Origin of the sequence: Streptomyces sp. NBC_01428 (assembly GCF_036231965.1) — a bacterium.
Taxonomy (GTDB): Bacteria; Actinomycetota; Actinomycetes; order Streptomycetales; family Streptomycetaceae; genus Streptomyces.
On record NZ_CP109499.1, the window covers coordinates 5,209,327 to 5,234,653 of the forward strand.

The 25,327-nt window shown below is 73.2% G+C and carries 22 protein-coding genes; 13 read left to right on the top strand and 9 right to left on the bottom strand.

The annotated features are described in order from the left end of the window. Positions 1-146: 146 nt before the first annotated feature. Complete coding sequence (locus OG406_RS22665; protein ID WP_329190927.1) at positions 147-1,448, bottom strand: ABC transporter substrate-binding protein; 1,302 nt, start codon at positions 1,446-1,448, stop codon at positions 147-149. A gap of 117 nt (positions 1,449-1,565) precedes the next feature. Between OG406_RS22665 and OG406_RS22670 the strand changes: the two genes are divergently transcribed. Beyond that, positions 1,566-2,066 carry an SCO4402 family protein gene (locus OG406_RS22670; protein ID WP_081217865.1) on the top strand — a complete coding sequence of 167 codons (501 nt, stop codon included), beginning with the start codon at positions 1,566-1,568 and terminating at the stop codon, positions 2,064-2,066. Positions 2,067-2,168: 102 nt separating this feature from the next. After that, entirely contained in the window at positions 2,169-3,053 is an 885-nt protein-coding gene (gene purU / locus OG406_RS22675) for a formyltetrahydrofolate deformylase (protein WP_164371529.1), read from the top strand. Positions 3,054-3,220: 167 nt separating this feature from the next. On the opposite strand, the gene OG406_RS22680 is transcribed toward purU, so the two are convergent. Both OG406_RS22680 and OG406_RS22685 read right to left on the bottom strand, forming a co-directional pair. Further along, positions 3,221-4,600, bottom strand: coding sequence for a zf-HC2 domain-containing protein (locus OG406_RS22680; protein ID WP_267051126.1), 1,380 nt, complete (start codon positions 4,598-4,600; stop codon positions 3,221-3,223). Next, the gene (locus OG406_RS22685) at positions 4,597-5,178 is read right to left on the bottom strand and encodes an RNA polymerase sigma factor (protein WP_081217862.1); all 582 of its coding nucleotides are present in this window, start codon (positions 5,176-5,178) and stop codon (positions 4,597-4,599) included. Before OG406_RS22685 ends, OG406_RS22680 begins: the two co-directional genes overlap by 4 nt. Before the next feature lie 539 nt (positions 5,179-5,717). Here OG406_RS22685 and OG406_RS22690 point away from each other — a divergent pair. Together OG406_RS22690 and OG406_RS22695 are read left to right on the top strand one after the other, a co-directional pair. Beyond that, positions 5,718-6,086 carry an STAS domain-containing protein gene (locus OG406_RS22690; protein ID WP_081221637.1) on the top strand — a complete coding sequence of 123 codons (369 nt, stop codon included), beginning with the start codon at positions 5,718-5,720 and terminating at the stop codon, positions 6,084-6,086. Positions 6,087-6,312: 226 nt separating this feature from the next. Further along, positions 6,313-6,825, top strand: coding sequence for an EF-hand domain-containing protein (locus OG406_RS22695; RefSeq protein ID WP_267051125.1), 513 nt, complete (start codon positions 6,313-6,315; stop codon positions 6,823-6,825). Positions 6,826-6,930: 105 nt separating this feature from the next. Here OG406_RS22695 and OG406_RS22700 read toward each other — a convergent pair whose 3' ends face one another. After that, positions 6,931-8,463 (bottom strand): class I adenylate-forming enzyme family protein, encoded by a 1,533-nt coding sequence (locus OG406_RS22700; RefSeq protein ID WP_164371532.1) that lies wholly within the window; start codon positions 8,461-8,463, stop codon positions 6,931-6,933. A gap of 208 nt (positions 8,464-8,671) precedes the next feature. Here OG406_RS22700 and OG406_RS22705 point away from each other — a divergent pair, with 208 nt between their 5' ends. The 4 genes from OG406_RS22705 (at position 8,672) to OG406_RS22720 (ending at position 12,873) form a co-directional block, all read left to right on the top strand. After that, complete coding sequence (locus tag OG406_RS22705) at positions 8,672-9,859, top strand: amidohydrolase family protein (RefSeq protein ID WP_164371533.1); 1,188 nt, start codon at positions 8,672-8,674, stop codon at positions 9,857-9,859. Further along, complete coding sequence (locus OG406_RS22710) at positions 9,859-11,013, top strand: acyl-CoA dehydrogenase family protein (RefSeq protein WP_164371534.1); 1,155 nt, start codon at positions 9,859-9,861, stop codon at positions 11,011-11,013. The genes OG406_RS22705 and OG406_RS22710 overlap by 1 nt, the downstream gene beginning before the upstream one ends. A 7-nt stretch (positions 11,014-11,020) precedes the next feature. After that, positions 11,021-11,932 (top strand): acyl-CoA dehydrogenase family protein, encoded by a 912-nt coding sequence (locus OG406_RS22715; protein ID WP_329187448.1) that lies wholly within the window; start codon positions 11,021-11,023, stop codon positions 11,930-11,932. A 479-nt stretch (positions 11,933-12,411) separates the two neighbouring features. Then, positions 12,412-12,873, top strand: a complete 462-nt coding sequence (locus tag OG406_RS22720) for an ATP-binding protein (protein ID WP_164371536.1) — start codon at positions 12,412-12,414, stop codon at positions 12,871-12,873. Positions 12,874-13,336: 463 nt separating this feature from the next. On the opposite strand, the gene OG406_RS22725 is transcribed toward OG406_RS22720, so the two are convergent. Next, complete coding sequence (locus tag OG406_RS22725) at positions 13,337-14,263, bottom strand: cyclase family protein (RefSeq protein ID WP_164371537.1); 927 nt, start codon at positions 14,261-14,263, stop codon at positions 13,337-13,339. Positions 14,264-14,358: 95 nt separating this feature from the next. Between OG406_RS22725 and OG406_RS22730 the strand changes: the two genes are divergently transcribed. From OG406_RS22730 to OG406_RS22740, 3 genes are all read left to right on the top strand, one after another. After that, the gene (locus OG406_RS22730) at positions 14,359-15,270 is read left to right on the top strand and encodes an SDR family NAD(P)-dependent oxidoreductase (RefSeq protein WP_164371538.1); all 912 of its coding nucleotides are present in this window, start codon (positions 14,359-14,361) and stop codon (positions 15,268-15,270) included. 44 nt (positions 15,271-15,314) lie between these two features. Then, positions 15,315-16,550: an acyl-CoA dehydrogenase family protein gene (locus OG406_RS22735; protein WP_329187453.1), complete on the top strand. Its 1,236-nt coding sequence runs from the start codon at positions 15,315-15,317 to the stop codon at positions 16,548-16,550. Positions 16,551-16,621: 71 nt separating this feature from the next. Beyond that, positions 16,622-17,671, top strand: coding sequence for a Zn-dependent alcohol dehydrogenase (locus OG406_RS22740; RefSeq protein WP_329187455.1), 1,050 nt, complete (start codon positions 16,622-16,624; stop codon positions 17,669-17,671). An 81-nt stretch (positions 17,672-17,752) separates the two neighbouring features. On the opposite strand, the gene OG406_RS22745 is transcribed toward OG406_RS22740, so the two are convergent. Then, positions 17,753-18,796 (bottom strand): GlxA family transcriptional regulator, encoded by a 1,044-nt coding sequence (locus OG406_RS22745; RefSeq protein ID WP_329187457.1) that lies wholly within the window; start codon positions 18,794-18,796, stop codon positions 17,753-17,755. Positions 18,797-18,867: 71 nt separating this feature from the next. Here OG406_RS22745 and OG406_RS22750 point away from each other — a divergent pair, with 71 nt between their 5' ends. Then, positions 18,868-20,202, top strand: coding sequence for an MFS transporter (locus OG406_RS22750; protein WP_329187459.1), 1,335 nt, complete (start codon positions 18,868-18,870; stop codon positions 20,200-20,202). 29 nt (positions 20,203-20,231) lie between these two features. On the opposite strand, the gene OG406_RS22755 is transcribed toward OG406_RS22750, so the two are convergent. Then, on the bottom strand, positions 20,232-20,843 hold the full coding sequence (locus OG406_RS22755; RefSeq protein ID WP_329187461.1) for a flavin reductase family protein: 612 nt from the start codon (positions 20,841-20,843) through the stop codon (positions 20,232-20,234). A 157-nt stretch (positions 20,844-21,000) separates the two neighbouring features. On the opposite strand from OG406_RS22755, the gene OG406_RS22760 reads away from it, so the two are divergent. After that, positions 21,001-21,969 (top strand): hypothetical protein, encoded by a 969-nt coding sequence (locus OG406_RS22760; RefSeq protein WP_329187463.1) that lies wholly within the window; start codon positions 21,001-21,003, stop codon positions 21,967-21,969. A gap of 122 nt (positions 21,970-22,091) precedes the next feature. Here OG406_RS22760 and OG406_RS22765 read toward each other — a convergent pair whose 3' ends face one another. Continuing rightward, the gene (locus OG406_RS22765; protein ID WP_267051114.1) at positions 22,092-23,027 is read right to left on the bottom strand and encodes an enoyl-CoA hydratase/isomerase family protein; all 936 of its coding nucleotides are present in this window, start codon (positions 23,025-23,027) and stop codon (positions 22,092-22,094) included. Between the two features lie 58 nt (positions 23,028-23,085). Continuing rightward, positions 23,086-25,311: an acetate--CoA ligase family protein gene (locus OG406_RS22770; RefSeq protein ID WP_329187465.1), complete on the bottom strand. Its 2,226-nt coding sequence runs from the start codon at positions 25,309-25,311 to the stop codon at positions 23,086-23,088. Positions 25,312-25,327: the final 16 nt, after the last annotated feature.

Sequence of the window (25,327 nt, forward strand, 5' to 3'; positions counted from 1 at the left end):
TCTGACGGCCCGCACCCGGTGCCGACGGCCCGCGCCCCGCTCCGGCGGGACCCGCGGGACCGGGCCCCGTGACCGAGACGCCGGCCCGGCCCCCCGTTCGTTCGGAGGGGCCGGGCCGGCGTTCGTCGTGACGGGACCGCTGGTTCCTACTCGGCGCTCTCCAGCGTCTTCGACATGTTCACGAACCCGCGGCGTGCGGGTGTCAGCCGGCCGTCGCGGACGACCTGGAAGGTGACGTCCCCGTTGACCAGGCGCGGAAAGTCGATGGCGCCGATCAGGTCCTCGAAGCGCCAGCGCAGCGTCGGCGTGAGGCCGCCGGTGTTCACCTTGAGGCCGTTGTCGAGCGTCCGCCGGATGGCCAGCGGGGTGATCTCGCCCGAACCGAGCGACTCGATCGCCTTCCTCAGCACGGTGTAGGCGATCCAGGTGGTCTGCACGCCGACGTCGGCCGGGTCGATCCGGTTGTCGCCGAACGCCTGCTCCTTGATCACCGAGCGCATCTCGTTCCAGCGCGCGTCGTCGGCGGCCGGGTACCAGCCGGTGACGTACGAACCCTCGTACGGCCCCGACCTGCCGCCGGCGGCGTCGATCCGCGACTGGTCGACGCTGCCGAGGACCGTGCCGGTGCGGACCTTCGGGTACTTCGTGCTGTCCCGCCGGAAGGAGTCCATGAACGTGTCGGTGCGGTTGCCGAGGGCGGGCACCACACAGCCGCGCCTGGCCAGGTCGGAGGTCGCGTGCCGGAGCGCCTGCTGCGTCGGACGGGAGTACTCCGTGGCGTCCTCGGCGGCCCGCTGGTCGGCCGCCTGCGGGTGGCCCTCCGCCTTGAGGCCCGAGTCGAGCAGCACCGGGAGCTGGTCACCGGCCGTGGTGTCCGGGCGGATCAGCGACACGGGACCGCAGTTCTTGGCGAGCTGCTCGCCGAGGCCGGCCAGCAGCGCGGGCTGGCCGCCGTTGACCGGATAGGAGAGCGGACTGGTGAACTCGGCGTCGGTGACGCCGTAGCCGCCGATGAAGGGGATGCCAGCGCTCTCCAGCGGCGAGAAGAACGACGTGCTGTGCTGGCTGTAGGAGCCGACCACCGCGACGACGTCCTCGTCCACGGCCCGCTCGGCGCAGTGCGCGGCGTCGATGGAGTCGTTGTGGTCGTTGCAGGTGAGGACCTCCAGCTTGTGGCCGTCGATGCCGCCGTGGGCGTTGACCCAGCGGGCGTAGGTCCGGGCCATCGCGGGCATCCCGGGCTGGTTGGTCGCGGCCGTCTTCTCCGGCGCCCAGGTCATCACCTTGATCGAGCCGTCCCCGGAGCCCCCCGTGACACCGGGGACGGCCCCGCACCCGACGGCGATCGACGCACACGCCCCCAGCGCGCACGTGGACAGCAGTACGGCCTTCAGGGGCCGACGGCGCTGGACGGGGGAGGTGGTGCGCGTACGTCGCCTACCGGTCATGGACATGCACGATTCCCTCACACGGCGAACCCTTGAGTGACTCGTGGTCAAGAGGAGATGACGCAGAGGTGAAGGAAGGGGGCCGGTGATGTGTTTTTCACAGGGAACGTACGATCGGTGACCGTGCAAGGTTCGGAGAACTCTTCCCGTCGCGGCCGTCACTCATCCACCATGGGCGGCATGCCACTGAACGACATGCCGTGGTGGCGCTGGCGCAGCAATGTGCGTTCCGCGCTGCACATGCTCTCCGACCCCGCCTTCCAGCGCGACGTCTGGCTCGCCGGCGTCGACGGGTACGGGGACGTCACCGACGCCGTGTACCGGCTGGTCGAGGACACCTGGCTCGACAACTGGTCCGCCGAGAAGTACGTCGGCACGATCTTCCGCGACTCCGAGGAGGCGGTCCTCGTGGACACCGCCGTCCTGCGCGTCCTGCGGATCATGCACCAGGTCGGCCCCGACGCCCCCGTCTCCGCCTACGTCGACCACCAGGCGTGGCCGGACGCCGTGCACGCCGCGCGCGCCGCCCACGTCCGGCTCGCGACCAGTGACGGCGAGGACCCCGACGTGCCGCCGCGCACGCTGGAAGTCCTGCGCATCCTCACGCGCTCCGCGTAGCGGCCCCGGCCGGCACTCCCCCCCGGTCCCGCCGGACCGGGGGACGTCCGCGCTGCGGGACGCCCGTGCCCCGCGGGGGCCCGGTATGGGAACCTGTCCGGCATGAATGAGCCGTCCGTCCGCGGGAGCGCGCCCGCCGCCGAGCAGTACGTCCTGACCCTGTCCTGCCCCGACAAGCAGGGCATCGTGCACGCCGTGTCCAGCTATCTGTTCATGACCGGCTGCAACATCGAGGACAGTCAGCAGTTCGGCGACCACGACACCGGCCTGTTCTTCATGCGCGTGCACTTCTCCGCGGAGTCCCCGGTGACGGTCGAGAAACTGCGGGCGAGCTTCGCGGCGATCGGCGACGCCTTCCACATGGACTGGCAGATCCACCGGGCCGAGGACCGGATGCGGATCGTCCTCCTGGTCAGCAAGTTCGGTCACTGCCTGAACGACCTGCTCTTCCGCGCCCGGATCGGCGCCCTGCCCGTCGACATCGCGGCCGTCGTGTCCAACCACACGGACTTCGCCGAACTGGTCGGCTCCTACGACATCCCCTTCCACCACATCGCGGTGACGAAGGACACCAAGGCGGACGCCGAGGCGCAGCTGCTGGAGCTGGTGCGCGAGCAGGGTGTCGAACTGGTCGTCCTCGCCCGCTACATGCAGGTCCTCTCGGACGACCTGTGCAAGCAGCTCAGCGGCCGCATCATCAACATCCACCACTCGTTCCTGCCGAGCTTCAAGGGCGCGAAGCCGTACCACCAGGCGCACGCCCGGGGTGTGAAGCTGATCGGCGCCACCGCGCACTACGTGACCGCGGACCTCGACGAGGGCCCGATCATCGAGCAGGAGGTCGAGCGCGTCGGCCACGACGTGACCCCCGACCAGCTCGTCGCCATCGGCCGGGACGTCGAGTGCCAGGCGCTCGCCCGCGCGGTGAAGTGGCACGCTGAACGCCGCATCCTGCTCAACGGCCGCCGCACGGTCATCTTCGCGTAGCGCGGCGGACCGGCCCCGGCGGACGCGGGTCCGGTGGCCGACGGGTCGTGGGCGCAGCGGGCATGGGCGCAGGGGTCACGGGCCGTGCGACCGGCCACGGACACCGGCCCGCCCGCACACGTCTCAGGCGCGTACGGGCCGTCGCGGCGCGGGCGGTCCGGGCGCGGTCACATCCGGCTCAGTGACGCCGCCGCGAACAGGACGTCCCTGATGGCCTCGCGGTCGCCGTCCTGTCCCGCGGCCGCCTCCTCCGGGGAGACGTGACCCGCCGCGAGCCGGCAGAACTCCACGCCGTCCAGAGCGACATGGGCCACCGCGTGCTCGGCGGACCCGACGGCGCCGGGGGAGTCCAGCGGGATCAGCCACTCGCCGCCCCCGGATCCCTCGATCTCCAGGCGCAGGCTGCGTCCCCCGGTGCCCGCGGCGACCAGATGCCGTACCGGCGGGGCCGAGAGCCCCGCCCTGCGCCGCTCGGCCAGCGAACCGGGCAGCATCCGCGCGGCCAGGTCGATCATCCGGTGGAGGTGCCGGGCGGCGGGCGGCTCGTACGGGTAGTCCACCGCCTCCGCGATGTCCCAGGCGTGCACCCAGCACTCGAAGGCCCGGTCCAGCAGCGAGTCGCTCAGCGGCAGTTCGAACCCGCCGTACGGCACGGTCAGGCCGCCGGAACCGTCCTTGCCCGAGCGGGAGGAGCCGCCGCCGTCCACGAACGACACCGTCCGCACGATGTCGTGGCTCTGCGCCCGCCAGGGCCCGCGCACGGACCGGGTGGGCGGGAAGTGCGAGGCGCGCCAGTACGTCTCGGTGCGCCCCTGCGGGGTCTGTCCGGGCGAGCCCGCGTCGCCGAGCGGGTCGTCCAGGCCCAGCGCGACGGCCACCAGGCCGTCGACGCTCAGCAGATGGGCGATGACGCCCGCCACCGTCGTCCGGCGGCTGGTGGGAGCGTCGCCGTCGAACCAGCGCAGCCGCACCGGGGCGTGCCACTCGGCGCCGCCGATGTCCTGCAGCAGCGCGTCGAGCCGAGCGCTCTCCGCGTCGTAGGGAGCGGCCCACTCGGGGACCGGGATACGCGGCGGACGCCGGTCGAGGCAGCCCGCGAGGACCCGGGTGCGCAGCGTCGGGTCCAGGTCGAGGCTCTCCGCCGGGTGCAGCAGGCCGACCGCCCCGCGCAGCCGCAGCGCCTCGTCCGCGCACGCGCCGCACTCCCCGAGGTGCTCCTCGACGGCGGTCGTCTCGTCCGCCGAGCAGGCGGCCAGCGCCCACGCGCCGAGCAGTGACTTCAGGACACGGTGCTCCAGGACGAGCGGCGCGGGGACGGGCACGGCGAGGGACGCTGCGGCCGCTTCGGGCAGCGGCAGTCCGGTGTCCTCCACGGAGGAACGCGGCAGGGGTATCCCCGCCTCCGGGTGCCCGGGGTGCTCCGGATACGCCGGGTACTCCTCCGGCTTCTCCGGATCCCTGTGCTCCCGGTGGCGTCCGTGGCCGTCCGGGCCGTCGGGTCCGTCACCGTGGCCGAGCGGCCCGGAGCGGTCCGCCTCTCCGCTCACCGCGCACCCCCGTACGGCGACGGCGGCCCGGTGGGTCCCGCGTCGTGGGCGGTGGACAGGAGCTGGAGGCCCAGCCGGAGCCGGCGGCGGGCCTCGTCCTCGGTCACGCCGAGGTCGGCCGCCGCCTGGCGGTAGTCCCGCCGCTGGAGGTAGGCGAGGTCCAGCGCGGCCCGCAGCGGGGCCGGCATGGAGGTGACGATGTAGTCCGCGCGGGCCGCCACGGAGGCGCTGCGGACCTTGCGCTCCAGCTCCTCGGCCGTGCCGTGGCCGCCCTGCGCGAGGGCCGCGGTCTCGGTGGCACGCAGCCGCTGCACGGCCAGGCGGTGGGTCAGACCGGCCACCCAGGAACGCAGCGGCCCCTGCCGGGGGTCGTACGCGTCGGGGTTCTCCCAGACATGGGTGAAGACCTCGCGGGTGATGCCGTCGGCGGCCCGCTCGTCGCCCAGCACGCGGTGGGCGAGGCCGTGCACGAGCGAGGCGAACCGGTCGTAGAACTCGCCGAGCGCGGCCGCCTCCCCGCGGGCGAGCCGCTGCTGCATCTTGCGGTCCCAGCGGGGCGGTGCGTCCTGCTTGGTCATGCGGCCCCCTGACCCCTCGTCGTGCGCTGTCGTGCGCGGCGCCTGTCCGTGCGACCGGCCTGTGTACGGACGTGTCCCCATTCGCCGGGCAGCCATGCGGTCCGCCGTCCAGCCTGTGCGCTCCTGCTGTCCTGAATGTAGTCGGCACGTCCGACAGCGCACGCCCCTTTGCGTCAATGTGCGCCCCCGAACCAGCCACGGATGGTAGAAGCGCGCCGCTTCCACCCCCGGGCGCGACCGTATGAGTCCGTACACGACCGAAACAGGCCCCTCGTCGAGCATTTTCGACCGTAGACCGGCGTTTCTTCCGAGCCGGATCCGTGTTTGATGGAAGGCCGATTCACGCAACCACGAATCGGTGTTTCGCGTCATGAGGGCTGGGCAGCCGCGCTGGAAGGAAGCGTACGGACGGCTTCCGTTTCTGCGGGACGAGGCGAGCGAGAGGCGTGGCGGTGACGCTCAAGGTGACCGAGGTGACCGACGTGACCGACAGCGAGGGCGGCGTGCGCGGCAGAGCGGGTACGGGCCGCGCGGACGGCCTGAACGCGGTGAGCCGCGACGTGGGCGACTGGGCCGTGCTGCGGGTGTCGGGCGAGCTCGACCTCGTGACGGCGCCCGTGCTGCGCCAGGGCGTGCACGACGTGGTGGCGGAGGGGCGGCACAGCATCGTCCTGGACCTCTCCGAGGTGCTGTTCTGCGACTCCAGCGGTGTCGGCGTCCTGATCGCCACGCGCCGTCTGATGCGGTCCTGCCAGGGCCGGCTGCGGCTGATCCTGCCCGCCCAGGGCGCGGTGGAGGGCTCCCACGTCAACCGTGTCCTCGCGGCGCTCGGCGTGCGCCGCCTCTTCGACGTGTACCCGGACGTCGACGAGGCGCTCGACGAGGAGTCCCGCCCGCTGTCCGCCTGATCACCGCGGCGGGTGCGCTCCGTCACCGTCGCGTCCGGGCCTCGCCCACCGTGACGTCCCCGGCGCACCGCGCGACGCAGTGCCACACCGTTGTCCCGTAATTCCCGCGGTCTTGGCACAACCGTCGTTTTCGCCTCCCGCCGCGGCCCGCGCGTCGTACGCTCCGTGCCAGATGAACCGCAGTCCGGCCACGGCCGGCTGAGCAGTGAGGCGGTCCGAACACACCATGGTCAGCAGCGAGTACGAACACAGGATTGCCGCCCGGTTCGCCGGATTCGACCAGGACGGCAACGGCTACATCGACCGGGAGGACTTCAACGCCGCGGCCAAGGCCGTGCTCTCCGCGTTCGGTACGGCGGCCCGGTCGGACAAGGGCCAGGCCCTCTACATCGGCGCCGAGGCGTTCTGGCAGGGCATGGCCGGCATAGCGGACCGGGACGGTGACCAGCGCATCACCCGCGAGGAGTTCGTGAGCGGCGCGGTGAAGCGGCTGCGGGACAACCCCGAGCGGTTCGCCGAGATCGCCCGCCCCTTCCTGCACGCGGCCCTCGCGGTGGCGGACACCGACGGGGACGGCACGGCCACGCTCGACGAGACCCGGCGCGTCCTCGCCGCCCTCGGCGCGGACGAGGACACCGCCGCGGCGGCGGCCACCGCCCTCGACGCCGACACCGACGGACGGATCGGCGAGACGGAGGTCGTCGCCGCGTTCGCCCGCTACTTCACGGTGCCGGAGTAGCCCGCCGCGCCCACGGAGTCCACGGCACCCGCGCGGCGGCCCGACCGCGCGGCGCCGCACCCGCCCGCACGGGACGGCCCGGACGACGGGGTCCCGGCCTCCTCCTCACGCCGAGAACCGCTCCCTGAGCCGGTACTTGAGCACCTTGCGCAGCGTCTCGTTGCGCGGCAGGGCGTCGACGACCTCCAGCTGCTCCGGCAGCTTGTGCACGGAGAGCCCCTCGCCGCGCAGATACGAGGTCAGCGCGGCCAGCGTCAACCCCGGTGACCCCGGGGGCTGTTCGACCACCGCGCAGACCCGCTCCCCGCGCTCGGCGTCGGGCAGGCCGATCACCGCGACGTCCCCGACGGCCGGATGCCGGTGCAGCAGGTCCTCGATCTCCTTCGCGGAGATGTTCTCGCCCTTGCGGATGATGATGTCCTTCACCCGCCCGGTGAGCACCAGATGCCCGCTCTCCGTCAGATGCCCGACGTCCCCGGTGACCAGGAACCCGTCCGCGTCGAAGGCCTCCGCCGTCTGCGCCGGGTCCAGATAGCCCCGGCACACCGCCTCGCCCCGCAGCCGCACGTCCCCGTCGACGCCGGCCGGCCGGGGCGCTCCCGCCGCGTCCACGATCCGTATCTCCATGCCGTCCGGCGGCCGGCCCTCCGTGGTCGCGAGGTTCTCCGCCGTGTCGTCCGGCGCGCCCATCGTGATCATCGGGACCTCGGTCATCCCGTACCCGTGGGTGAGCTGCACGCCCATCTCCCGGACCACCGCGTGGTAGACCTCGGGCGGTTTCGGCGCCCCGCCGCCGGCGAGCAGCCGCAGCGCGGGCAGTACCGGTTCGCCGGGCCGTTTGCGCTGCTCGGCGAGGAACATCGCGTAGAAGGCGGTCGACCCGCCCGCCACCGTCACGCCGTGCCTGCGGTACTCCTCCAGTGCCGCGGGCAGCGCGAAGTGCTCGAACATCACGGCGGGGAAGCCGTACAGCAGCAGCATCACCGTGTAGTCGGGACCGGCGATGTGCGCGTACGGGAAGGCCATCGAGCCCACGTCGTCGGCGGAGAGGTGCAGGGCGTGCGCGAGGCAGGAACCGCCCGCGATCAGGGAACGGTCGGTGTGCAGCACGCCCTTGGGGTCCGAGGTGGTGCCCGAGGTCCAGTAGATCCAGCGGACGGTGGTGCCGTCGGAGGGCGGCGGGGGCAGCACGGCGGGATCGCCGTCGGGCAGGTCGTCGTACGCCTCGAAGACGTTCCGCGCGCCGAGCCGGTGCGCCATCGCCGTGTGGTCGAAGCCGCGCCACTCGCCCGGCACGGCGAAGTGGGCCGCCTTCGACTCGCGCAGCGCGAAGCCCACCTCGCGGTCCCGGTAGAAGGGGATGACGGGGGTCTGCACCGCGCCGACGCGGGCCAGCGCGAAGGACAGCAGAGCGGTCTCGATCCGGGTGGGCAGCTGCCAGGCGACGACCGTGCCGGGGCGCACGCCCCGCTCGTACAGGCCGGCCGCCACCCGCTCGGAACGCTCGCGCAACGCGCCGAAGGTCAGCGAGCGGTCGCCCTGGAGCAGGACGGGCCGGTCGGGGGTGAGCCGGGCGCGGCGCTCGACCAGTTCCCACAGCGTGCGGGCGGAACTCAGGGCGTGTGCGGTGTCGTTCACTTCGACCCCCCGGGGGCGTTCGCCACGGCGTCCGTGTCGCACGGGCCAGAGCTGACGGTCTGTCAGATCGTGCGCAGAGCGTAGGGCTCACCGCCTTGTCGGTCCATAGGCGCGGGGTTAGCCTGCTTGTGGACAGCGATCTGACGACCCATCAGATATGTCGGTGGGGAGACCCGCGGACGAACTCGTACGCCAGGCGGAGGGGACCATGACCGAACTGCCCCGCATCATCAGCGTCGACGACCACGTGATCGAGCCCGCGCACCTCTTCGAGACCTGGCTGCCGCGGAAGTACCGGGAACGCGGGCCGCAGCCGCTCACGGCCGGCATCGGTGAACTCGCCTACGTCGCCGGCAAGTACCAGATCACCATGGACCCGGCGGGACCGCCGACCGACTGGTGGATCTACGAGGACCTCAAGTTCCCGTACAAGCGCAACATCGCCGCCGTCGGCTTCGACCGCGACGAGATGACGCTGGAGGGCATCACCCGCGCCGAGATGCGGCCCGGCTGCTGGGACCCCGCCGAGCGGCTCCGGGACATGGACCTCAACCACGTCGAGGCCAGCCTCTGCTTCCCCACCTTCCCGCGCTTCTGCGGCCAGACCTTCGCCGAGGCCCACGACAAGGAGGTCGCCCTCGCCTGCGTGCGGGCCTACAACGACTGGATGGTCGAGGAGTGGTGTGGCGACAGCGGCGGCCGGCTGATCCCGCTGTGCCTGATCCCGCTGTGGGACATCGACCTCGCGGTCGCCGAGATCCGCCGCAACGCGGCCCGCGGCGTGAAGGCCGTCACCTTCTCCGAGATCCCCACCTACCTGGGCCTGCCGTCCATCCACTCCGGCTACTGGGACCCGTTCTTCGCGGTCTGCCAGGAGACCGGCACGGTCGTGAACATGCACATCGGCTCGTCCTCGCAGATGCCCGCCGCCTCCCCCGACGCCCCGCCCGCGGTCCAGGCCTCGCTGTCCTTCAACAACGCCATGGCCTCGATGATGGACTTCCTGTTCAGTGGCGTCCTGGTGAAGTTCCCGCGCCTCAAACTCGCCTACTCCGAAGGCCAGATGGGCTGGATCCCGTACGCCCTGGAGCGCGCCGACGACGTCTGGTCCGAGCACCGCGCCTGGGGCGGCGTGAAGGACCTGATCCCGGAGCCGCCCTCCACGTACTACTACCGGCAGATCTTCTGCTGCTTCTTCCGCGACAAGCACGGCGTCGCGTCCCTGGACGTCGTCGGCCGCGACAACGCCACCTTCGAGACCGACTACCCGCACGTCGACTCGACCTTCCCGCACACCAAGGAGGTCGCCCTCGACCACGTGAAGGGCCTCGACGACGAGACGATCCACAAGCTGATGCGCGGCAACGCCATCCGCATGCTGGACCTGGACCTGTAGTGGACCTGACGTACACGCCCGAGGAGGAGGAGTTCCGCGCCCGCCTGCGCGCCTGGCTCGCCGGAGCCCTCCCCGCCCTGCCGCCGAGACCGTCCCCCGGCGACTGGCCCGCCCGCCGCGCCTACGACCTCGGCTGGCAGCGCAGGCTGTACGACGCCGGGTACGCGGGCCTGCACTGGCCCGTCGACGCCGGCGGGCAGGGCGCGACCCCGACCCAGCACCTCATCTACCTGGAGGAGACGGAGAAGGCGGGCGCCCCCTACGTCGGTGCCAACTTCGTCGGGCTGCTGCACGCGGGCCCGACCATCGCCTCCGAGGGGGACGCGGGACAGCGGGCCCGCTGGCTGCCGCCCGTACTGCGCGGCGAGGAGGTCTGGTGCCAGGGCTTCAGCGAGCCGGGTGCCGGCTCCGACCTCGCGGCGCTGCGCACCCGCGCGTGGCGGGACGGCGACGACTACGTGGTGAGCGGGTCGAAGATCTGGACCTCCCACGCCGAGGTCGCCGACTGGTGCGAACTGCTGGTGCGCACCGACCCCGACGCCCCCCGGCACCGCGGGATCACCTGGCTCGCGATGCCCATGGACGCGCCGGGCATCACCGTCCGCCCGCTGCGCACCCTCGCCGGCTCCACCGAGTTCGCGGAGGTCTTCCTCGACGAGGTGCGCGTCCCGGTCACCCACCGCGTCGGCGCGGAGAACGACGGCTGGCGCGTGACCATGGTGACCCTGTCCTACGAACGCGGCACCGCCTTCGTCGGCGAAGTCGTCGCCTGCCGACGCGTGTTGGCCGAGGTGGCGCGCGAGGCGCGGAAGAACGGCCGCTGGGACGACGCCGTACTGCGCCGCCGCCTCGGCCGGCTGAACGCCGAGTTCCGCGCGCTGTGGCGGCTGACCCAGTGGAACGTCGGCGAGGCCCAGCGGACCGGGGGAGTGCCCGGCGTCGGCGGCTCGGTCTTCAAGCTCCGCTACTCCCACGCACGCCAGGAGCTGTACGACGCCGCCGCCGAGGTGCTCGGCCCCGAGTCCCTCGACCCCGGCCGCGAGTGGACCCTGGACCGGCTGTCGTCCCTGTCGTACACCATCGCGGCCGGCACCTCGCAGATCCAGCGGAACATCGTGGCCGAGCGGATCCTCGGCCTCCCCCGGGGAAGGTGAGCCGGCCATGGACTTCCAACTCGGCCCGGACCAGAAGGCCTTGCGACAGGGTGTACGGGAACTGCTGGAGGGCCGGTTCGGGCGGGACGCGCTGCGCGCGGCGGCCGACCGGGCCGAGACGCCGGGCGAGCACGTCCTCGACCGGACCCTGTGGCGCGAACTGGGGGCCGCGGGATTCTTCGCCCTGCGCCTGCCCGAGGCGGCCGGCGGCGTCGGACAGGGGCTCCCCGAGGCCGTGCTGGCCTTCGAGGAGGCGGGCCGCGTCCTGCTGCCCGGCCCCCTGATCGCCACCCACCTCGCCGCGGGCACCGTGCCCGGCGCCGCCACCGGGGAGACCGTCGTCACGGCCGCCGGCCCCGGCCTCGTCGAATGGCTGGACGAGTCCGACGTCGTCCACGGGGACACCACCGGCGCCGAACCCCTCGCCGTGCTGGACCCGCTGACCCCCCTGCACCGGCTGCCCGCCGCCCCGGACCGGCCACCCACGGACACCCGCCACACCCTCCTCGTCTCCCTGCTCACCGCCGCCGAACAACTCGGCAGCGCCGCCCGGACCTGTGAGACGGCCGTGCAACACGCCCGGACCCGCGAACAGTTCGGTCGGCCGATCGGGGCCTTCCAGGCGGTCCAGCACCTGTGCGCGGGCATGCTCGTCCGGGTCGAGCTGGCCCGCGCCGCCGTCTACGCCGCCGCCGTCACCGCCGACCCCACCGACGTCGCGGCCGCCCGGCTGCTCGCCGACGAGGCCGCCGTGCGCGGCGCCCGGGACTGCCTCCAGGTGCACGGCGGCATGGGCTTCACCTGGGAGTCCGACATCCACCTGCACCTGAAGAGGGCGTGGATCCGGACCCACCGTGCGGGCGGCGGCACACAGAGTGAGGAGGCGCTCGCGGACGATCTGGTCGTCGGGCCGGCCTGACGGGCCCCTGTCCTGCGGCGCCGCGAAATCGGCGGAGCGGGATGTCGCGGAACGTGGCACACCGGAATCACGGAGCGTCGATACCGGGTTGTGTCCTACGCGTGACTCGTCACGGCCCGGAGTCGGCGTCGTGCTCCGGTACCTTGTGTGGGATGCGAGTGGTTCCGAGGCTGAGCCAGCCCGGTGTTGCCCCAGGGGCGGCGCCGGAGACGGCGATGCGCGCCGCTCGCGAGGCAGGACGAATCCCCGTACCTGCCTGTTCGACTCCCCGTGGCGAGCGTCGCACAGTATGCCGCACGCGTACTCCTTCGCGCTGGAATATGCCCGAAGCGCTTGTTGGGGTGACTGTACGTCAACCATGCTGTCTCGCAAGGGAATCACGTTCCGTGATCCTTGTTCTGGCCATGCAGAAAATGGCTACGATCGTGGCCCTTGTGAGGCGCGAGGCGATGTGTCCGCCGGTTCGGATGGTGTGAGCGGTGCAGGTGCTTCAAGTGCAGCTGGAGATCCGGCCCGACCCCGCAGAGGTGGGGCGAGCCCGGCGGTGGGCTCGTTCGCGGCTCGCGGGTTCCGGGATAGAGGCCGACGAACCGCTCGCCGAGACGCTGATCCTGCTCGTCTCCGAGCTCGTCACCAACGCCGTGGTGCACACCGGCTGTCCGGCCGTACTGCGGCTGTGCCTGCCGGGTGGCGGTGACGCCGCCACGGTGCGCCTGGAGGTCGCCGACTCCTGTGCCCGGCCTCCGATCCCCCGGCACGCCGAGGGCGACGAGACCAACGGCCGCGGCCTGGAACTCGTCGACGGCCTCGCGGACCGCTGGGGCTGGAATCCCGAAGGCGCCGGCAAGCGCATCTGGTGCGAGGTGGACCGCTGCGCCGCGGGCGCCCCGGCCGGGCCCGCGTACCCGGCCTACGAGGACTTCGCGTACGAGGCGGTCTAGGGCGCCCTCCCCCCGCGCGCTTTCGTGCATGTATGCAGGAAAGCGCTGTACATGGCCACGGTGGCGGCCGAATGCGCCGGGCCGTGCTTCCGTACGCGCTGCCTCATAAGGGATGTACGGGGCAATTCGCCGATCCGGTGTTGACGTGGCGTGTCCGTTTGATCACGCTTGTGTTCAGCGATTCGCCGCGAGGGGACGGCGAGGGCTCCGGTGACGGGGGTCCTCGGCGAGTGCGGGTCGCGATTCGGTGTCGGCTTCTCAGGGGGCTGAGGAGCGGGGCGAGTACGCCGGAGGCGGATGGCGGCGCGCGTGCCGTGCCCGGAGCGGGGTGGGGACCTCGCGGACGGGCGCAGTCGAGAGTGGGGGAAGCGCGCCGCCAGCCGGACCTCGCACCGGTATCGGGTGCGGGGAGGGGTGTGCGTCCCCTGCCCCGCGTCCCGTCGTGCGACCCGGACGGCAGGACCTAGAGGAGGGCCACCGGGGCCACGGGGGTGCCGGTGCCCCCCACGAAGGGTTCCGGCATCGCCGACAGCAGGAAGGCGTACCGCCCTTCTTGTCCACAGGCTGTGGACAACTCTTCGAGATTCCAGTTCTGGCCCTGCAGCATCCCCATCTCCACCAGGTCGAGCGCGTGGACGGGCAGCCAGAGGTCCTCGATCTCGGGCGGGAAGATCTCGAAGGTGAGGGTGTCGTTGGCGACCGCGGCCACGTCGCGCGCGTGGAACCACTCCGGGGTGCGCACCGACAGGCCCGGCGAGGGATACCCGTACCCGTGCTTGTCGCCCGCGAGATACACCTGGATCTGCCCGGTCCGTACGAGCACGATGTCGCCCGCCCGCACCCGCGTGCCCGCCAACTCCTCGGCGGCCTCCAGGTCCTCCGGGGTGACCGCGTGTCCGCCGGCCAGCCGGTCCACGCCGCGCGCCCGCGCCACGTCGAGCAGGACACCGCGCGAGACGATGTGCCGCGGCTTGTCGATCCCGCCGAACTCGGCGCCGCCGTGCGGGGTGACCGTGCCGGCCGGGCGGCCGTTGTAGAGCTTCCCCGAGTGCGAGACATGGGTCAGCGCGTCCCAATGGGTGCCCGCCTGAAGCCCCATGGTCACCGCGTCGTCGCTGCACGCCACCGTGCCGGGCCCGAAGATCTCCTGGTTGATCTGCACCATCACGTGCAGCGGGTTGACCCGTCCCGGGATCATCCCGGTCTGCACGCCGTCCTGCCGGAGCGGCAGCGCGAGCGGCACGCGGCGTCCGCTGCGCACGGTCGCCGCCGCCCGCCGGACCACCTCGTCGGTGATGAGGTTCAGTGTCCCGATCTCGTCGTCGGCCCCCCAGCGCCCCCAGTTGTTCACGCGCTTGGCGATCTCGTGGAACTCGGCAGGCAGTGACATGAGTGCTCCCCGGGGCTTGTCTCCAGGTATCTGACGGGTCGTAGAATCCGAGTTGAATCTAACGGACCGTCAGAAACTGCGGGAAGGGGCCGGGTGTGGGGAACTTCTTGGCGGGCAAGGTCGTCGCCGTCACGGGCGCGGGGCGGGGGATAGGCCGGGCGGTCGCCCTCGCGGCGGCCGCCGAGGGAGCACGCGTGGTCGTCAACGACTACGGGGTGTCCGTCGAGGGCGCGGAGCCGACGAGTTCGGTCGCCGACACCGTCGTCAAGGAGGTCGAGGCGGCGGGTGGCGAGGCGGTCGCGGTCGCCGACGACATCTCGACGATGGCGGGCGGGCAACGGGTCGTCGACACCGCGCTGGCCGCGTACGGACGGATCGACGGCGTGGTCTGCGTGGCCGGCATCCTGCGCGAACGGATGCTCTTCAACATGTCGGAACAGGAGTGGGACCCGGTCGTCGCCACCCACCTCAAAGGAACCTTCACCCTGTTCCGGGCCGCCTCGGCGGTGATGCGCAAACAGGGGTCCGGCACGCTCATCGGGTTCACCAGCGGCAACCACCAGGGGTCCGTCGCCCAGGCCAACTACAGCGCCGCCAAGGGCGGCATCATCTCGCTGGTGCGCAGCGCGGCCCTCGGGCTGCACAAGTACGGGGTCACCGCCAACGCGGTCGCACCGGTGGCCCGTACGCGCATGTCGGCGAACGTGCCCATGGAGCTCAAGGAGATCGGCGAGCCGGAGGACGTGGCCGCGCTCGTGGTCTACCTGCTGTCGGAACGGGCCCGCGCGGAACGCATCACCGGGCAGGTCTACACGATCGCCGGACCCAAGATCGCCGTCTGGGCCCAGCCCCGCGAACTGCGCGCCGGATACGCCGAGGGCGCCTGGACCCCGGAGCGGATCGCCGACTTCCTGCCCGGCACCGTCGGCGTCGATCCGATGCCCCTGCTGGAACAGGTGGAGGCGATGGCGCGCGCGGCCGCGGACCAGGCCCGCCCCAACGCGTGAGTGCGCCCGCGGACACGATCCGCGGCCCGGTGGGAGGAGAGCGCGTGGATTTCGCATTCGGCCCCGAGGACGAGGAGTTCCGGCGTGAGGCGCGGGCCTGGCTCGCGGAGCACGTCACCGGTGCGCGGGGGCGCCGCGACTGGGAGCGGGAGCTCGGGCGGGCCGGCTGGATCGGACTCGGCTGGGCGGAGGACGGGTACGGGAACCGGCGCGCCGGTCTGACCCGGCAGGTCGTGTGGGCCGAGGAGTACGCCCGCTCCAAGGCGCCCCCGCGGTCCGGACACATCGGTGAGAACCTCCTCGCCCCGACCCTCCTGGCGCACGGGACACCGGAACAGAAGCGCCGCTTCCTGCCGCCGGTCGCCCAGGGCCGGGAGCTGTGGTGCCAGGGGTACAGCGAACCCGGGGCGGGCTCCGACCTGGCGGGGATCCGGACGACCGCGGTGCACGGCGCGGACGACGCGGCGACTTCCGGGTCCCCGCCCGTCGCCGGGGGCTCCGCGCCGCCGTCCGCCGTGCGGGACGCGGGGGCACCCTCGGGCGTGTACCGCGTCACGGGGCAGAAGATCTGGACCTCGCTCGCCCACGAGGCGGACTGGTGCTTCGTGCTCGCCCGGACCGAAGGGGCCTCCACCCGCCACCACGGCCTGTCCTTCCTCCTCCTGCCCATGGACCAGCCGGGCCGCGTCGAGGTCCGGCCGATCCGCCAGCTGACCGGCACCAGCGAGTTCAACGAGGTGTTCTTCGACGGCGCCGTCGCCCGCGCCGAGCACGTGGTGGGCGGGGCCGGCAACGGCTGGCGCGTCGCCATGAGCCTGCTCGGCTTCGAGCGCGGGGTCTCCACCCTCGCCCAGCAGATCGGTTTCGCCGAGGAGCTGGGGACCGTCCTGCGGACCGCCGTCGCGACCGGCGCCGCCACGGACCCCGTGGTGCGCGACCAGCTCGTACGCCTGTGGGCCGAGTTGCGCACCATGCGCTGGAACGCCCTGCGCACGCTGGGTGGTTCGGGTGATCCGGCGGACACGGCGGCGCCCAGCGCGGCGAAGCTCCTGTGGGGCGGCTGGCATCGCCGGCTCGGTGAACTGGCCGTGCGGGTACGGGGTGCGGGCGCGGCGGCCGGTCCCTCGGACTGGTCACCCGAAGCGCCCTACGAACTGGACGCCGCACAGCACCTGTTCCTGTTCAGCCGAGCCGACACGATCTACGGCGGCTCGGACGAGATCCAGCGCACGATCATCGCCGAGCGCGCGCTCGGCCTGCCGAAGGAACCCAGGGGCTAGCCATGGCGCACCCCGCACGGCCCAGGAACGGCACAGCCCGGGGACGGCCCGGGAAGAGGGGAGCTGGCGCGATGCGAGGCGTGATCTTCGACGGCAGGCGGACCGAGGTCGTGGACGACCTGGAGCTGCGGGACCCGGGGCCCGGAGAGGTGCGGGTGGCGGTCTCCGCGGCGGGACTCTGCCACAGCGACCTGTCCGTGGTGGACGGCACCATCCCCTTCCCCGTCCCGGTGGTCCTCGGCCACGAGGGTGCGGGCGTGGTGGAGGCCGTGGGCGCGGGCGTCACCCATGTCGGGCCCGGCGACCACGTGGCGCTGTCCACGCTCGCCAACTGCGGGGCCTGCGCCGAGTGCGACCGGGGCCGGCCCACGATGTGCCGCAAGGCGATCGGCATGCCGCAGCGGCCGTTCAGCCGGGCCGGGCAGCCGCTGTACCAGTTCGCCGCCAACTCCTCCTTCGCCGAACGGACGGTGGTGAAGGCGGTGCAGGCGGTCCGGATCCCCGAGGACATCCCGCTCACGTCCGCCGCGCTCATCGGCTGCGGGGTCCTCACCGGGGTCGGGGCCGTGCTCAACCGGGCCCGCGTGGACCGCGGCGACACCGTCCTCGTCATCGGCACCGGCGGCATCGGCCTCAACGTCATCCAGGGCGCGCGGATCGCGGGCGCCCTGCGGATCGTCGCCGTCGACTCCAACCCGGCGAAGGAGGCGATGGCCCGGCAGTTCGGCGCCACCGACTTCCTGACCTCCACCGACGGGGTGAAGGACATCCTGCCCACCGGCGCCCAGCACGCCTTCGAGTGCGTGGGCCGCGTGGAACTGATCCGGCAGGCGATCGACCTGCTCGACCGGCACGGCCAGGCCGTCCTCCTTGGAGTGCCCCCGGCGACCGCCGAGGCGTCCTTCCTCGTCTCCTCCATGTACCTGGACAAGTCCATCCTGGGCTGCCGCTACGGCTCGTCCCGCCCGCAGCGCGACATCGCCCTGTACGCCGACCTGTACCGCGCGGGGCACCTGCTGCTCGACGAGCTGGTGACCGCGACCTACCCCGTCGAGGACTTCGAGCGGGCCGCCGAGGACGCGCACGCCGGAAAGGTGGCGCGCGCGGTGCTCACGTTCTGACCGGCGCCCCGCCGGGGGCGTCCGGACCTCGTACCCGCGCGGGCGCGACGCCGGGACGCCCGCCCGGCCGCGGGGCGCGCCTCACACCCGGGCCGCCGCGGCGGCGCTCTCCGCGCCCCCGTCCCCGCTCCCGCTCCCGGCGCCCGACCGGAACGTGCGCCGGTAGGCGGTGGGGGTGACACCGAGGACGGCCTGGAGGTGCTGGCGCATCGACTGGGCCGTGCCGAACCCGGCGTCGCGGGCCACCTGGTCGATGGACAGACCGCTCGACTCCAGCAGGTGCCGGGCGTGTTCGACGCGCTGCCGGGTCAGCCACTGGCCCGGACTCACCCCGACCTCCTCGCGGAACCGCCGGGTGAAGGTGCGCACCGACATGGACTCCTGCTCGGCCATGTCGCGGAGCTGGATCGGCTCGTGGAGACGGCCGAGCGCCCAGGCGCGCGCGGTCGTCGTGCCGGCCGACTGCGCCTCCGGGACGGGCCGCCGGACGAACTGCGCCTGGCCGCCGTCCCGGTGCGGGGGGACGACGGTGCGGCGGGCCACGTCGTTGGCGACGGCCGCGCCGTGGTCGCGGCGCACGATGTGCAGGCACAGGTCGATGCCGGCGGCGACCCCGGCCGAGGTCAGCACGTCCCCGTCGTCGATGAACAGCACGTCCGCGTCCACGCGGATCTTCGGGAAGAGCCGCTGGAAGTGCTCGGCGTGCATCCAGTGCGTGGTGGCCGGCCGGCCGTCGAGAAGGCCTGCCGCGCCCAGGACGTAGCCGCCGGTGCAGATGGAGACCAGGCGGGTGCCGGGGCGGAGGTGGGCGAGGGCGGCGGCCAGCTCCGGCGTCAGGACGCCCTCCTGCTCGACGGGGCCGAGTTCGTACGACGCCGGGATCACCACCGTGTCGGCGGTGGCGAGCGCCTCGGGGCCGTGCGCGACCAGCACCTCGAAGTCGGCGTCCGTGGTGACCGGCCCCGGCGGCCGGGCCGAGCAGGTGACCACCTCGTACAGCGACGTCCCGGCACTGTCCCGCGCCTTGCCGAAGATGCGCTGGGGGATGCCCAGCTCGAAGGGGAGCAGGCCGTCGAGGGCGAGGACGACGACACGGTGCGGGCGGAACGTTCCCGAAGGGGCCATGGCCCGATCCTAACGAATGCTGTCCTCCGGGCCAGTGGTTCGGCCGGTTCCGTTGCCCGAAGCTCGATGACGTGACCGAGACAAGCGAAGCCGCACCCGCCGCGGAGGACGCCCGGCCCGTCCCGCCCGCCGCCCAGCACCGCATCCACCGCGCGTGGTTCGTCGCCGCCGTCACCTTCGTGACGATCATCGGAGCGGCCGCCTTCCGGTCGCTGCCGGGACTGCTGATCGACCCGCTGCACGCCGAGTTCCAGTGGTCGCGCGGCACGATCGGACTCGCCGTCTCCGTCAACCTCGCGCTCTACGGCCTCACCGCGCCGTTCGCCGCGGCCCTGATGGACCGCTTCGGCATCCGCCGTGTCGTCGCCGTCGCCCTGACCGTGATCGCCGTCGGCTCCGGGCTCACCGTGTGGATGACGGCGGCCTGGCAACTGCTGCTCTGCTGGGGCCTGCTCGTGGGCCTCGGCTCCGGCTCGATGGCGCTCGCCTTCGCCGCGACGGTCACCAACCGCTGGTTCACCGAACGCAAGGGCCTGGTGACGGGCATCCTCACAGCGGCCTCGGCCTCCGGCCAGCTGATCTTCCTGCCGGTGCTCTCCTGGATCGTCACCGAGCACAGCTGGCGCCCGGCCGCGGTCACCGTGGCGCTCGCCGCCCTCGCGGTCGTCCCCTTCGTCTGGCTGCTGCTGCGCGACCATCCGGCCGACGTCGGCCAGAAGCCGTACGGCGCCGCGGAGTTCGTGCCGAAGCCCGAGCCGGTGCGCGGAGCCGCCCGGCGCACCATCGGCGTGCTGGCCTCGGCCGTCCGCACCGGCCCCTTCTGGCTCCTCGCCGGCACGTTCGCGATCTGCGGCGCCTCGACCAACGGCCTCGTCCAGACCCACTTCGTGCCCGCCGCCCACGACCACGGCATGCCCATCACGGCCGCCGCCTCGCTCCTCGCGGTCATCGGCGTCTTCGACGTGGTCGGCACGATCGCCTCGGGCTGGTTCACCGACCGCTTCGAGCCGCGCCGCCTGCTGGCCGTGTACTACGCCCTGCGCGGCGTCTCGCTGCTCTTCCTGCCGATGCTGCTGGCCCCGAACGTGCACCCGCCGATGATCTTCTTCATCGTCTTCTACGGCCTCGACTGGGTCGCCACCGTCCCGCCCACCCTGGCCCTGTGCCGTGAGCAGTACGGCGAGGACAGCGCCATCGTCTTCGGCTGGGTCCTCGCCTCCCACCAGGTCGGCGCCGCCCTCGTCGCCTTCCTCGGCGGCGTCGCCCGCGACCACTTCGGCTCCTACGACGTGGTCTGGTACGCCTCGGGCGCGCTGTGCGCGGTGGCGGCCCTGATGGCCCTGGTGATCCGGCGCAACCGCCCGGCCGCCGCGCGCAAGGTGAGGGTGGCGCCCGCGACCGCCTGACCGGGCGGGCGAGACGTCGCGGACAGGCCCTAGGCCAGGAACCGCCCCTTGTGGAACAGCAGGGGCGGTACGCCGTCGCCGTCACCGCCCGTGCCGAGCGCGTCCACCCGGCCCACCACGATCAGATGGTCCCCGCCGGTGTGCACCGCGTGGACCGTGCAGTCGATCCACGCGGCGGCGCCCGCGAGGCGCGGGGAGCCGGAGACGGGGGCCGGGTCGTGGTCGACCCCGGCGAACTTGTCGGAGCCGCTCACCGCGAAGCCCCGGCACAGGTCGCCCTGGTGCGCACCGAGGACGTTCACGCAGAAGACGCCGGCGCGGGCGATGCGCGGCCAGGTCGACGACGTACGGCCGACCATGAAGCAGACCAGCGGCGGATCGAGGGAGAGGGACGCGAAGGACTGGCAGGCGAAGCCCGCCGGGTCCCCGTCGCCGGCGGCCGGTGCCGTCACCACCGTGACGCCCGTCGCGAAGTGGCCGAGGACCCGCCGGAACTCCGCCGGGTCGACGGGCGCGCGTTCGTCGTCGCCGACCGCGCGCAGATCCGGGCGTGGCAACGCCTCGACGGGCCCCGCGACGGTGGGGGCCCCGGCCGACCTGAGGTAGCGGACGGCCGCCGCGGCCATCCCTGCGTGTCCCATCACACCCGCCATTGAAGCTGACGGTGCGTCAGATGGGAAGGGGTGCGGAGCCGCGATGCCGGGGCGCGGCGGGGCCGTCTCCGCCGGTGCGGGCGAGGCGGCCCGGGGCCAGGCCCACCCGTCGCCCGCGCCCCCGCCGCCCCGTATCTTTCGCCCCATGGGGTGGGCAGAGTCCGGGGCGCCCGCGCGTGCCCGGCCGCGATGGGACGGCACCGAGGTGAACCTCGCCGCGGCGGTCTGCGCGGCGCAGGCCGCGGCCGTCACCGCGGTGTTCTGGGTCGGCACGTTCGACGACGACGACCACGGCGCCGGGTCCGGCGGCAGCCTCGCCGCCGTCGGTCTGCTCTGCGTGCTGGTGTTCGGTCCCGCGCTCCTCGCCGCCCTGGGGGCCCTGCACGCCGCGGTCGTCACGATGCCGGCCGCCTCCGCCGCCCGGCTCGCGGCCCGCCGTACCCCCGTCCCGGAAGTCGCCTGGCAGCTGGCGTCCGCGCTCTCGCTCGGCGCGCTCTGGGCCGTGCTCGCCGTCGCCCTGTGCGGCCTCTCCCCCAGCGGCGCCCCGGCGCTGCTGCTCGCCGCGTCCGGTGTCCTGCCCTCCCTGGCCGTCGCCCACGTGCGGCGGCGCGAGCGGCGCACCGGACGCCCGCCCGGCGACCGCCGCGTCTGGCTCCGTGCCGCACTCGCCGCCCTCGGGGCGTGCGTCCTGATCGCCGGTGCGGGCGCGGTGGGCCTGGCCACCGGACTCATCCGGGAGTACGAGCCCCCGAGGCTCGGCGCCGACCGGCTCACCGGTGTCTGGCGCGGCGACCACGGGGCCGTCCTGCGACTGGACCCCGGCGGCCGGGCCCAGCTCACAGAGGTGCCCGCCCAGCCCGAGTTCGGGGACGTCGCCACCCGGGAGTTCACCCGCTGCGACGGACCCGGCCACTGGTCCCTCGACACCGGGGGCCGCTACGACCCGTACGCCGACGGGGGCACCTCCGGGCAGCGGGCCGGCGTCGTCGTCCGCGTCGCCGACTGCGGCCACGACACGTACTGGACGATCGGCGGCACCGCCGACCGCCCCGAACTCTTCGTCCTCTTCGGCGACCCCGACTCGGGGGACCTGCGCATCCTGCGACGGGACTGACGGGACTGACGGGACTGACGGGACTGACGGGACTGACGGGACTGACGGGACTGACGGGACTGACGGGGCCGACGGGACTGGCGAGCACCGGTCGGAGACCGGGTGCGGGGCGTCGGGTCGGGTCAGTGGCCCTCGTAGCGCGGGGTCCGTCGTTCCACGAAGCTCGCGACGCCCTCGTGGGCGTCCGTCGTCGTCATGTTGATCTCCTGGGCCGCGGCCTCGGCGGCGAAGGCGGCGGCGCGGTCGGTGTCGAGGGAGGCGTTGACGAGCTGCTTCGTCAGCGCCAGGGCGCGGGTCGGCCCGGCGGCGAGCCGCTCGGCCCACGCGCGCGCGGTCTTCTCCAACTCCTCCGCCGGTACGACCCTGTTGACCAGCCCGATCCGTTCCGCGTCCACGGCGCTCAGCGCGTCGCCGAAGAACATCAGCTCCTTGGCCCGCTGCGGCCCGATCAGCCGGGGCAGCAGGTAGGCGCCGCCGCCGTCCGGTACGAGGCCCCGGCGGGCGAACACCTCGATGAACCGGGCCGGTTCGGCCGCCAGGACGAGGTCGCACGCGAAGGCGAGGTGCGCGCCGATCCCGGCCGCCGTGCCGTTGACCGCGGCGATCACCGGCTTCTCGCAGTCGAGGACGGCGCCGATCAGGCGCTGCGCGCCCAGCCGGATGGTGCGGGCGACGTCGCCCGCGACCCGGGCACCCGACGGCGGACCACCCCGCAGGTCGGCGCCCGCGCAGAAGCCGCGGCCGGTCGCGGTGATCACCACCGCCCGCACCTCCGGGTCGGCGGACGCCTCCGCGAGCAGGGCGATCACCCGTTCCCGCTGGTCCCAGGTGAGCGCGTTCATCGCCTCGGGCCGGTCCAGCGTGATCCACGAGACGGCGTTGTCAGTGCTGTGCCGTATCAAGGAGTCGAGGGGCTTTTCGGCCGGTTCGGGGGAATCGGCCGGTTCGGTGGCGCCCGCGGACTCCGTGGAGGCACGGGACGCGGCGTCGGACGCACGGGGGGAGACGGGCGTGGGGGAAGCGGGGGTCCGGGGGTCGGGCGTACGGGAGTCGGTCATGGGGCTGCTCCGTTTCGTACGGGGGTGTTCGCGCGGTCGGCCGGCGCCGCGGTGGCGGTCAGCTGCACACCACCAGGGCGTCCAGGGCCACCGCCCCCTGTCCGCGGGGCAGCACCATCAGCGGGTTGATGTCCAGTTCGGAGATCTCGTCCCCGAGTTCGAGCGCCATCCGCTGCACCCGGACGACGACTTCGACCAGCGCGTCCACATCCGCCGGCGGCGCCCCGCGCACCCCGTCGAGCAGGGCCCGGCCGCGCAGTTCCGACAGCATGGCCCGCGCCTCGTCGTCGCCGAAGGGCGGCACGCGTACGGCCGCGTCGCGCAGCACCTCGACGAGCACCCCGCCGAGCCCGACGGTCACGGTCGGCCCGAAGAGCTGGTCGTGCGTCACCCCGATCACCATCTCGACGCCCCGCTCCACCATCTGGCACACGAGGACACCGTCCAGCGGCAGTCCCTCGTAGCGGGCGATGTCGGTCAGTTCGCGGTAGGCGTCGCGGACCTGGCTGGCGGAGGTCAGCCCGATCTTCACGAGGCCGAGTTCCGTCTTGTGGGCGAGCTGCGCGCCGGACGCCTTCATGACCACCGGGTAGCCCACCTGGCTCGCCGCGCGCACGGCCGCCGCCGCGCTGGTCACCAACTGCTCGCGCGGCACCCGGATCCCGTACGCGCGCAGCAGTTGCTTGGCCGCGTGTTCGCTCAGCTGGTGACCCGGGCGCATCAGCGCCTGTGCCTTGCGGAACGAGGGAGAGGGGGTGCGCGGGGCCTCGTCGAAGGGCGAGCGGTAGGCGGCGGTGAACCGCGCGTGGTCCAGGTGGGCGCGGACGGCGGTGATGCAGTTGGCGAAGGTGCGGAAGGTCGCGACCCGGGAGGAGCCGAGCAGCGTCGTGCGGTAGGCCTCCTCGGTTCCGACCGGCGACCCCCACACCACGCACACCAGCTTGTCCGTCCGCTCAGCCGCGTCCACCAGGTCCTGCGCCAGCTTGTCGCTCATCGGCGGGAAGGGCCCGGTGATGGGGCAGATCAGCACGCCGACGGCCGGGTCGGCGAGGAGCGCGTCGATGATCTTCCGGCCGCGCCAGTCGCCGACGGGGTGGCCGCCGTTGTCGACGGGATTGGCGACGTTCAGGTAGTCCGGTATCCACGTGTGCAGTTCGGCCTGCTTGGCGTCGGACAGCACGGGCAGGTCGAGGCCCGCCGCGCCGGCCAGGTCCGCGAAGTGCGCCCCCGTGCCGCCGGAGATCGAATAGACCACGACGCCGTCGGCCTGCGGAGCCCGGGCGCGGGCCAGCAGGGCGGCGGTGTCCTGGAGTTCGTCGAGTCCGTCGACGCGGATCACGCCGTACTGCCGCATCGCCGCGTCCACCACCGCGTCGGCGCCGGTCAGTTTGCCGGTGTGCGAGGCGGCGGTGCGTGAGCCGGTCTCGGTGCGGCCGACCTTGACCGCGACGACGGGCACCTTGCGCCGGGCGGCACGGTCGGCGGCGAGCAGAAAGGAACGGCCGTCCTTGAGGCCCTCGATGTAGCAGGCGATGGCGCCTACCTCGGGCCGTTCGGCGAAGTAGGAGATGAAGTCGGCGGTCTCCAGGTCGGCCTCGTTGCCGGTGGGAGCCCAGTGGGAGAGGCGGACGCCGAGCTGCTGCATGGCGAACACCGGGCGCCCCTGGTGCCCGGACTGGGTGATCAGCGCGACCGCGGGGCCCTCCAGGTCGTCGCGGAAGTGCTCGAAGGCGTTGAGGTTGGTGTTGGGCCCGAGCAGCCGCAGGCCCGAGCGGCGCACGGCGTCGGCGAGCCGGGTCTGCGCCGCGGCGCCCTCGGCCCCCGTCTCGGCGAACCCGGAGGCGAAGGCGACCGCGAACCGCACCTTCGCCTCGGCGAGTTCCTCGATCACGGGGAGGGGGTCCGCCACCAGCAGTACGGCCAGGTCGACCTGTTCGGGCAGGTCCGCGACGGAGGGGAGGCAGGGCAGGCCGAAGACGGACGCCCGGGTGGGGTGCACGGGGTGCAGCCGGGCGCCGACCCGCTCGGCCCAGCCGATCAGCTGCCGGGTGATCCCGGTGTTCGGCCGCCCCTCCGCGTCGGAGGCGCCGATCACGGCCACCGACCCGGGCCGGAAGAACCGGTCCAGGTCGGGTGCGTCGGCGTACAGCGGGCGCCCGCTGACGTCCAGGTCGTCGACCTCGGCCGGCCGTCCGTGCACGACCGGCGAAGGTTGCTCGCCGCAGGCGATGACCCGGGCCCGGCGGGAGTCGGTGGTGAGGGTGCCGTGGGTTGATCCAAGCATCGGTCCGCCCGCTCCT

Excerpts from the sequence above, each read along its gene's own strand:
- OG406_RS22665 (WP_329190927.1), bottom strand. The coding sequence starts at position 1,448 with ATGACCGGTAGGCGACGTACGCGCACCACCTCCCCCGTCCAGCGCCGT.
- OG406_RS22765 (WP_267051114.1), bottom strand. The coding sequence starts at position 23,027 with ATGACCGACTCCCGTACGCCCGACCCCCGGACCCCCGCTTCCCCCACG.
- OG406_RS22685 (WP_081217862.1), bottom strand. The coding sequence starts at position 5,178 with ATGACCAAGCAGGACGCACCGCCCCGCTGGGACCGCAAGATGCAGCAG.
- OG406_RS22745 (WP_329187457.1), bottom strand. The coding sequence starts at position 18,796 with ATGGCCCCTTCGGGAACGTTCCGCCCGCACCGTGTCGTCGTCCTCGCC.
- OG406_RS22715 (WP_329187448.1), top strand. The coding sequence starts at position 11,021 with ATGGACTTCCAACTCGGCCCGGACCAGAAGGCCTTGCGACAGGGTGTA.
- OG406_RS22760 (WP_329187463.1), top strand. The coding sequence starts at position 21,001 with ATGGGGTGGGCAGAGTCCGGGGCGCCCGCGCGTGCCCGGCCGCGATGG.
- purU (WP_164371529.1), top strand. The coding sequence starts at position 2,169 with ATGAATGAGCCGTCCGTCCGCGGGAGCGCGCCCGCCGCCGAGCAGTAC.
- OG406_RS22770 (WP_329187465.1), bottom strand. The coding sequence starts at position 25,311 with ATGCTTGGATCAACCCACGGCACCCTCACCACCGACTCCCGCCGGGCC.
- OG406_RS22740 (WP_329187455.1), top strand. The coding sequence starts at position 16,622 with ATGCGAGGCGTGATCTTCGACGGCAGGCGGACCGAGGTCGTGGACGAC.
- OG406_RS22695 (WP_267051125.1), top strand. The coding sequence starts at position 6,313 with ATGGTCAGCAGCGAGTACGAACACAGGATTGCCGCCCGGTTCGCCGGA.
- OG406_RS22725 (WP_164371537.1), bottom strand. The coding sequence starts at position 14,263 with ATGTCACTGCCTGCCGAGTTCCACGAGATCGCCAAGCGCGTGAACAAC.
- OG406_RS22705 (WP_164371533.1), top strand. The coding sequence starts at position 8,672 with ATGACCGAACTGCCCCGCATCATCAGCGTCGACGACCACGTGATCGAG.
- OG406_RS22755 (WP_329187461.1), bottom strand. The coding sequence starts at position 20,843 with ATGGGACACGCAGGGATGGCCGCGGCGGCCGTCCGCTACCTCAGGTCG.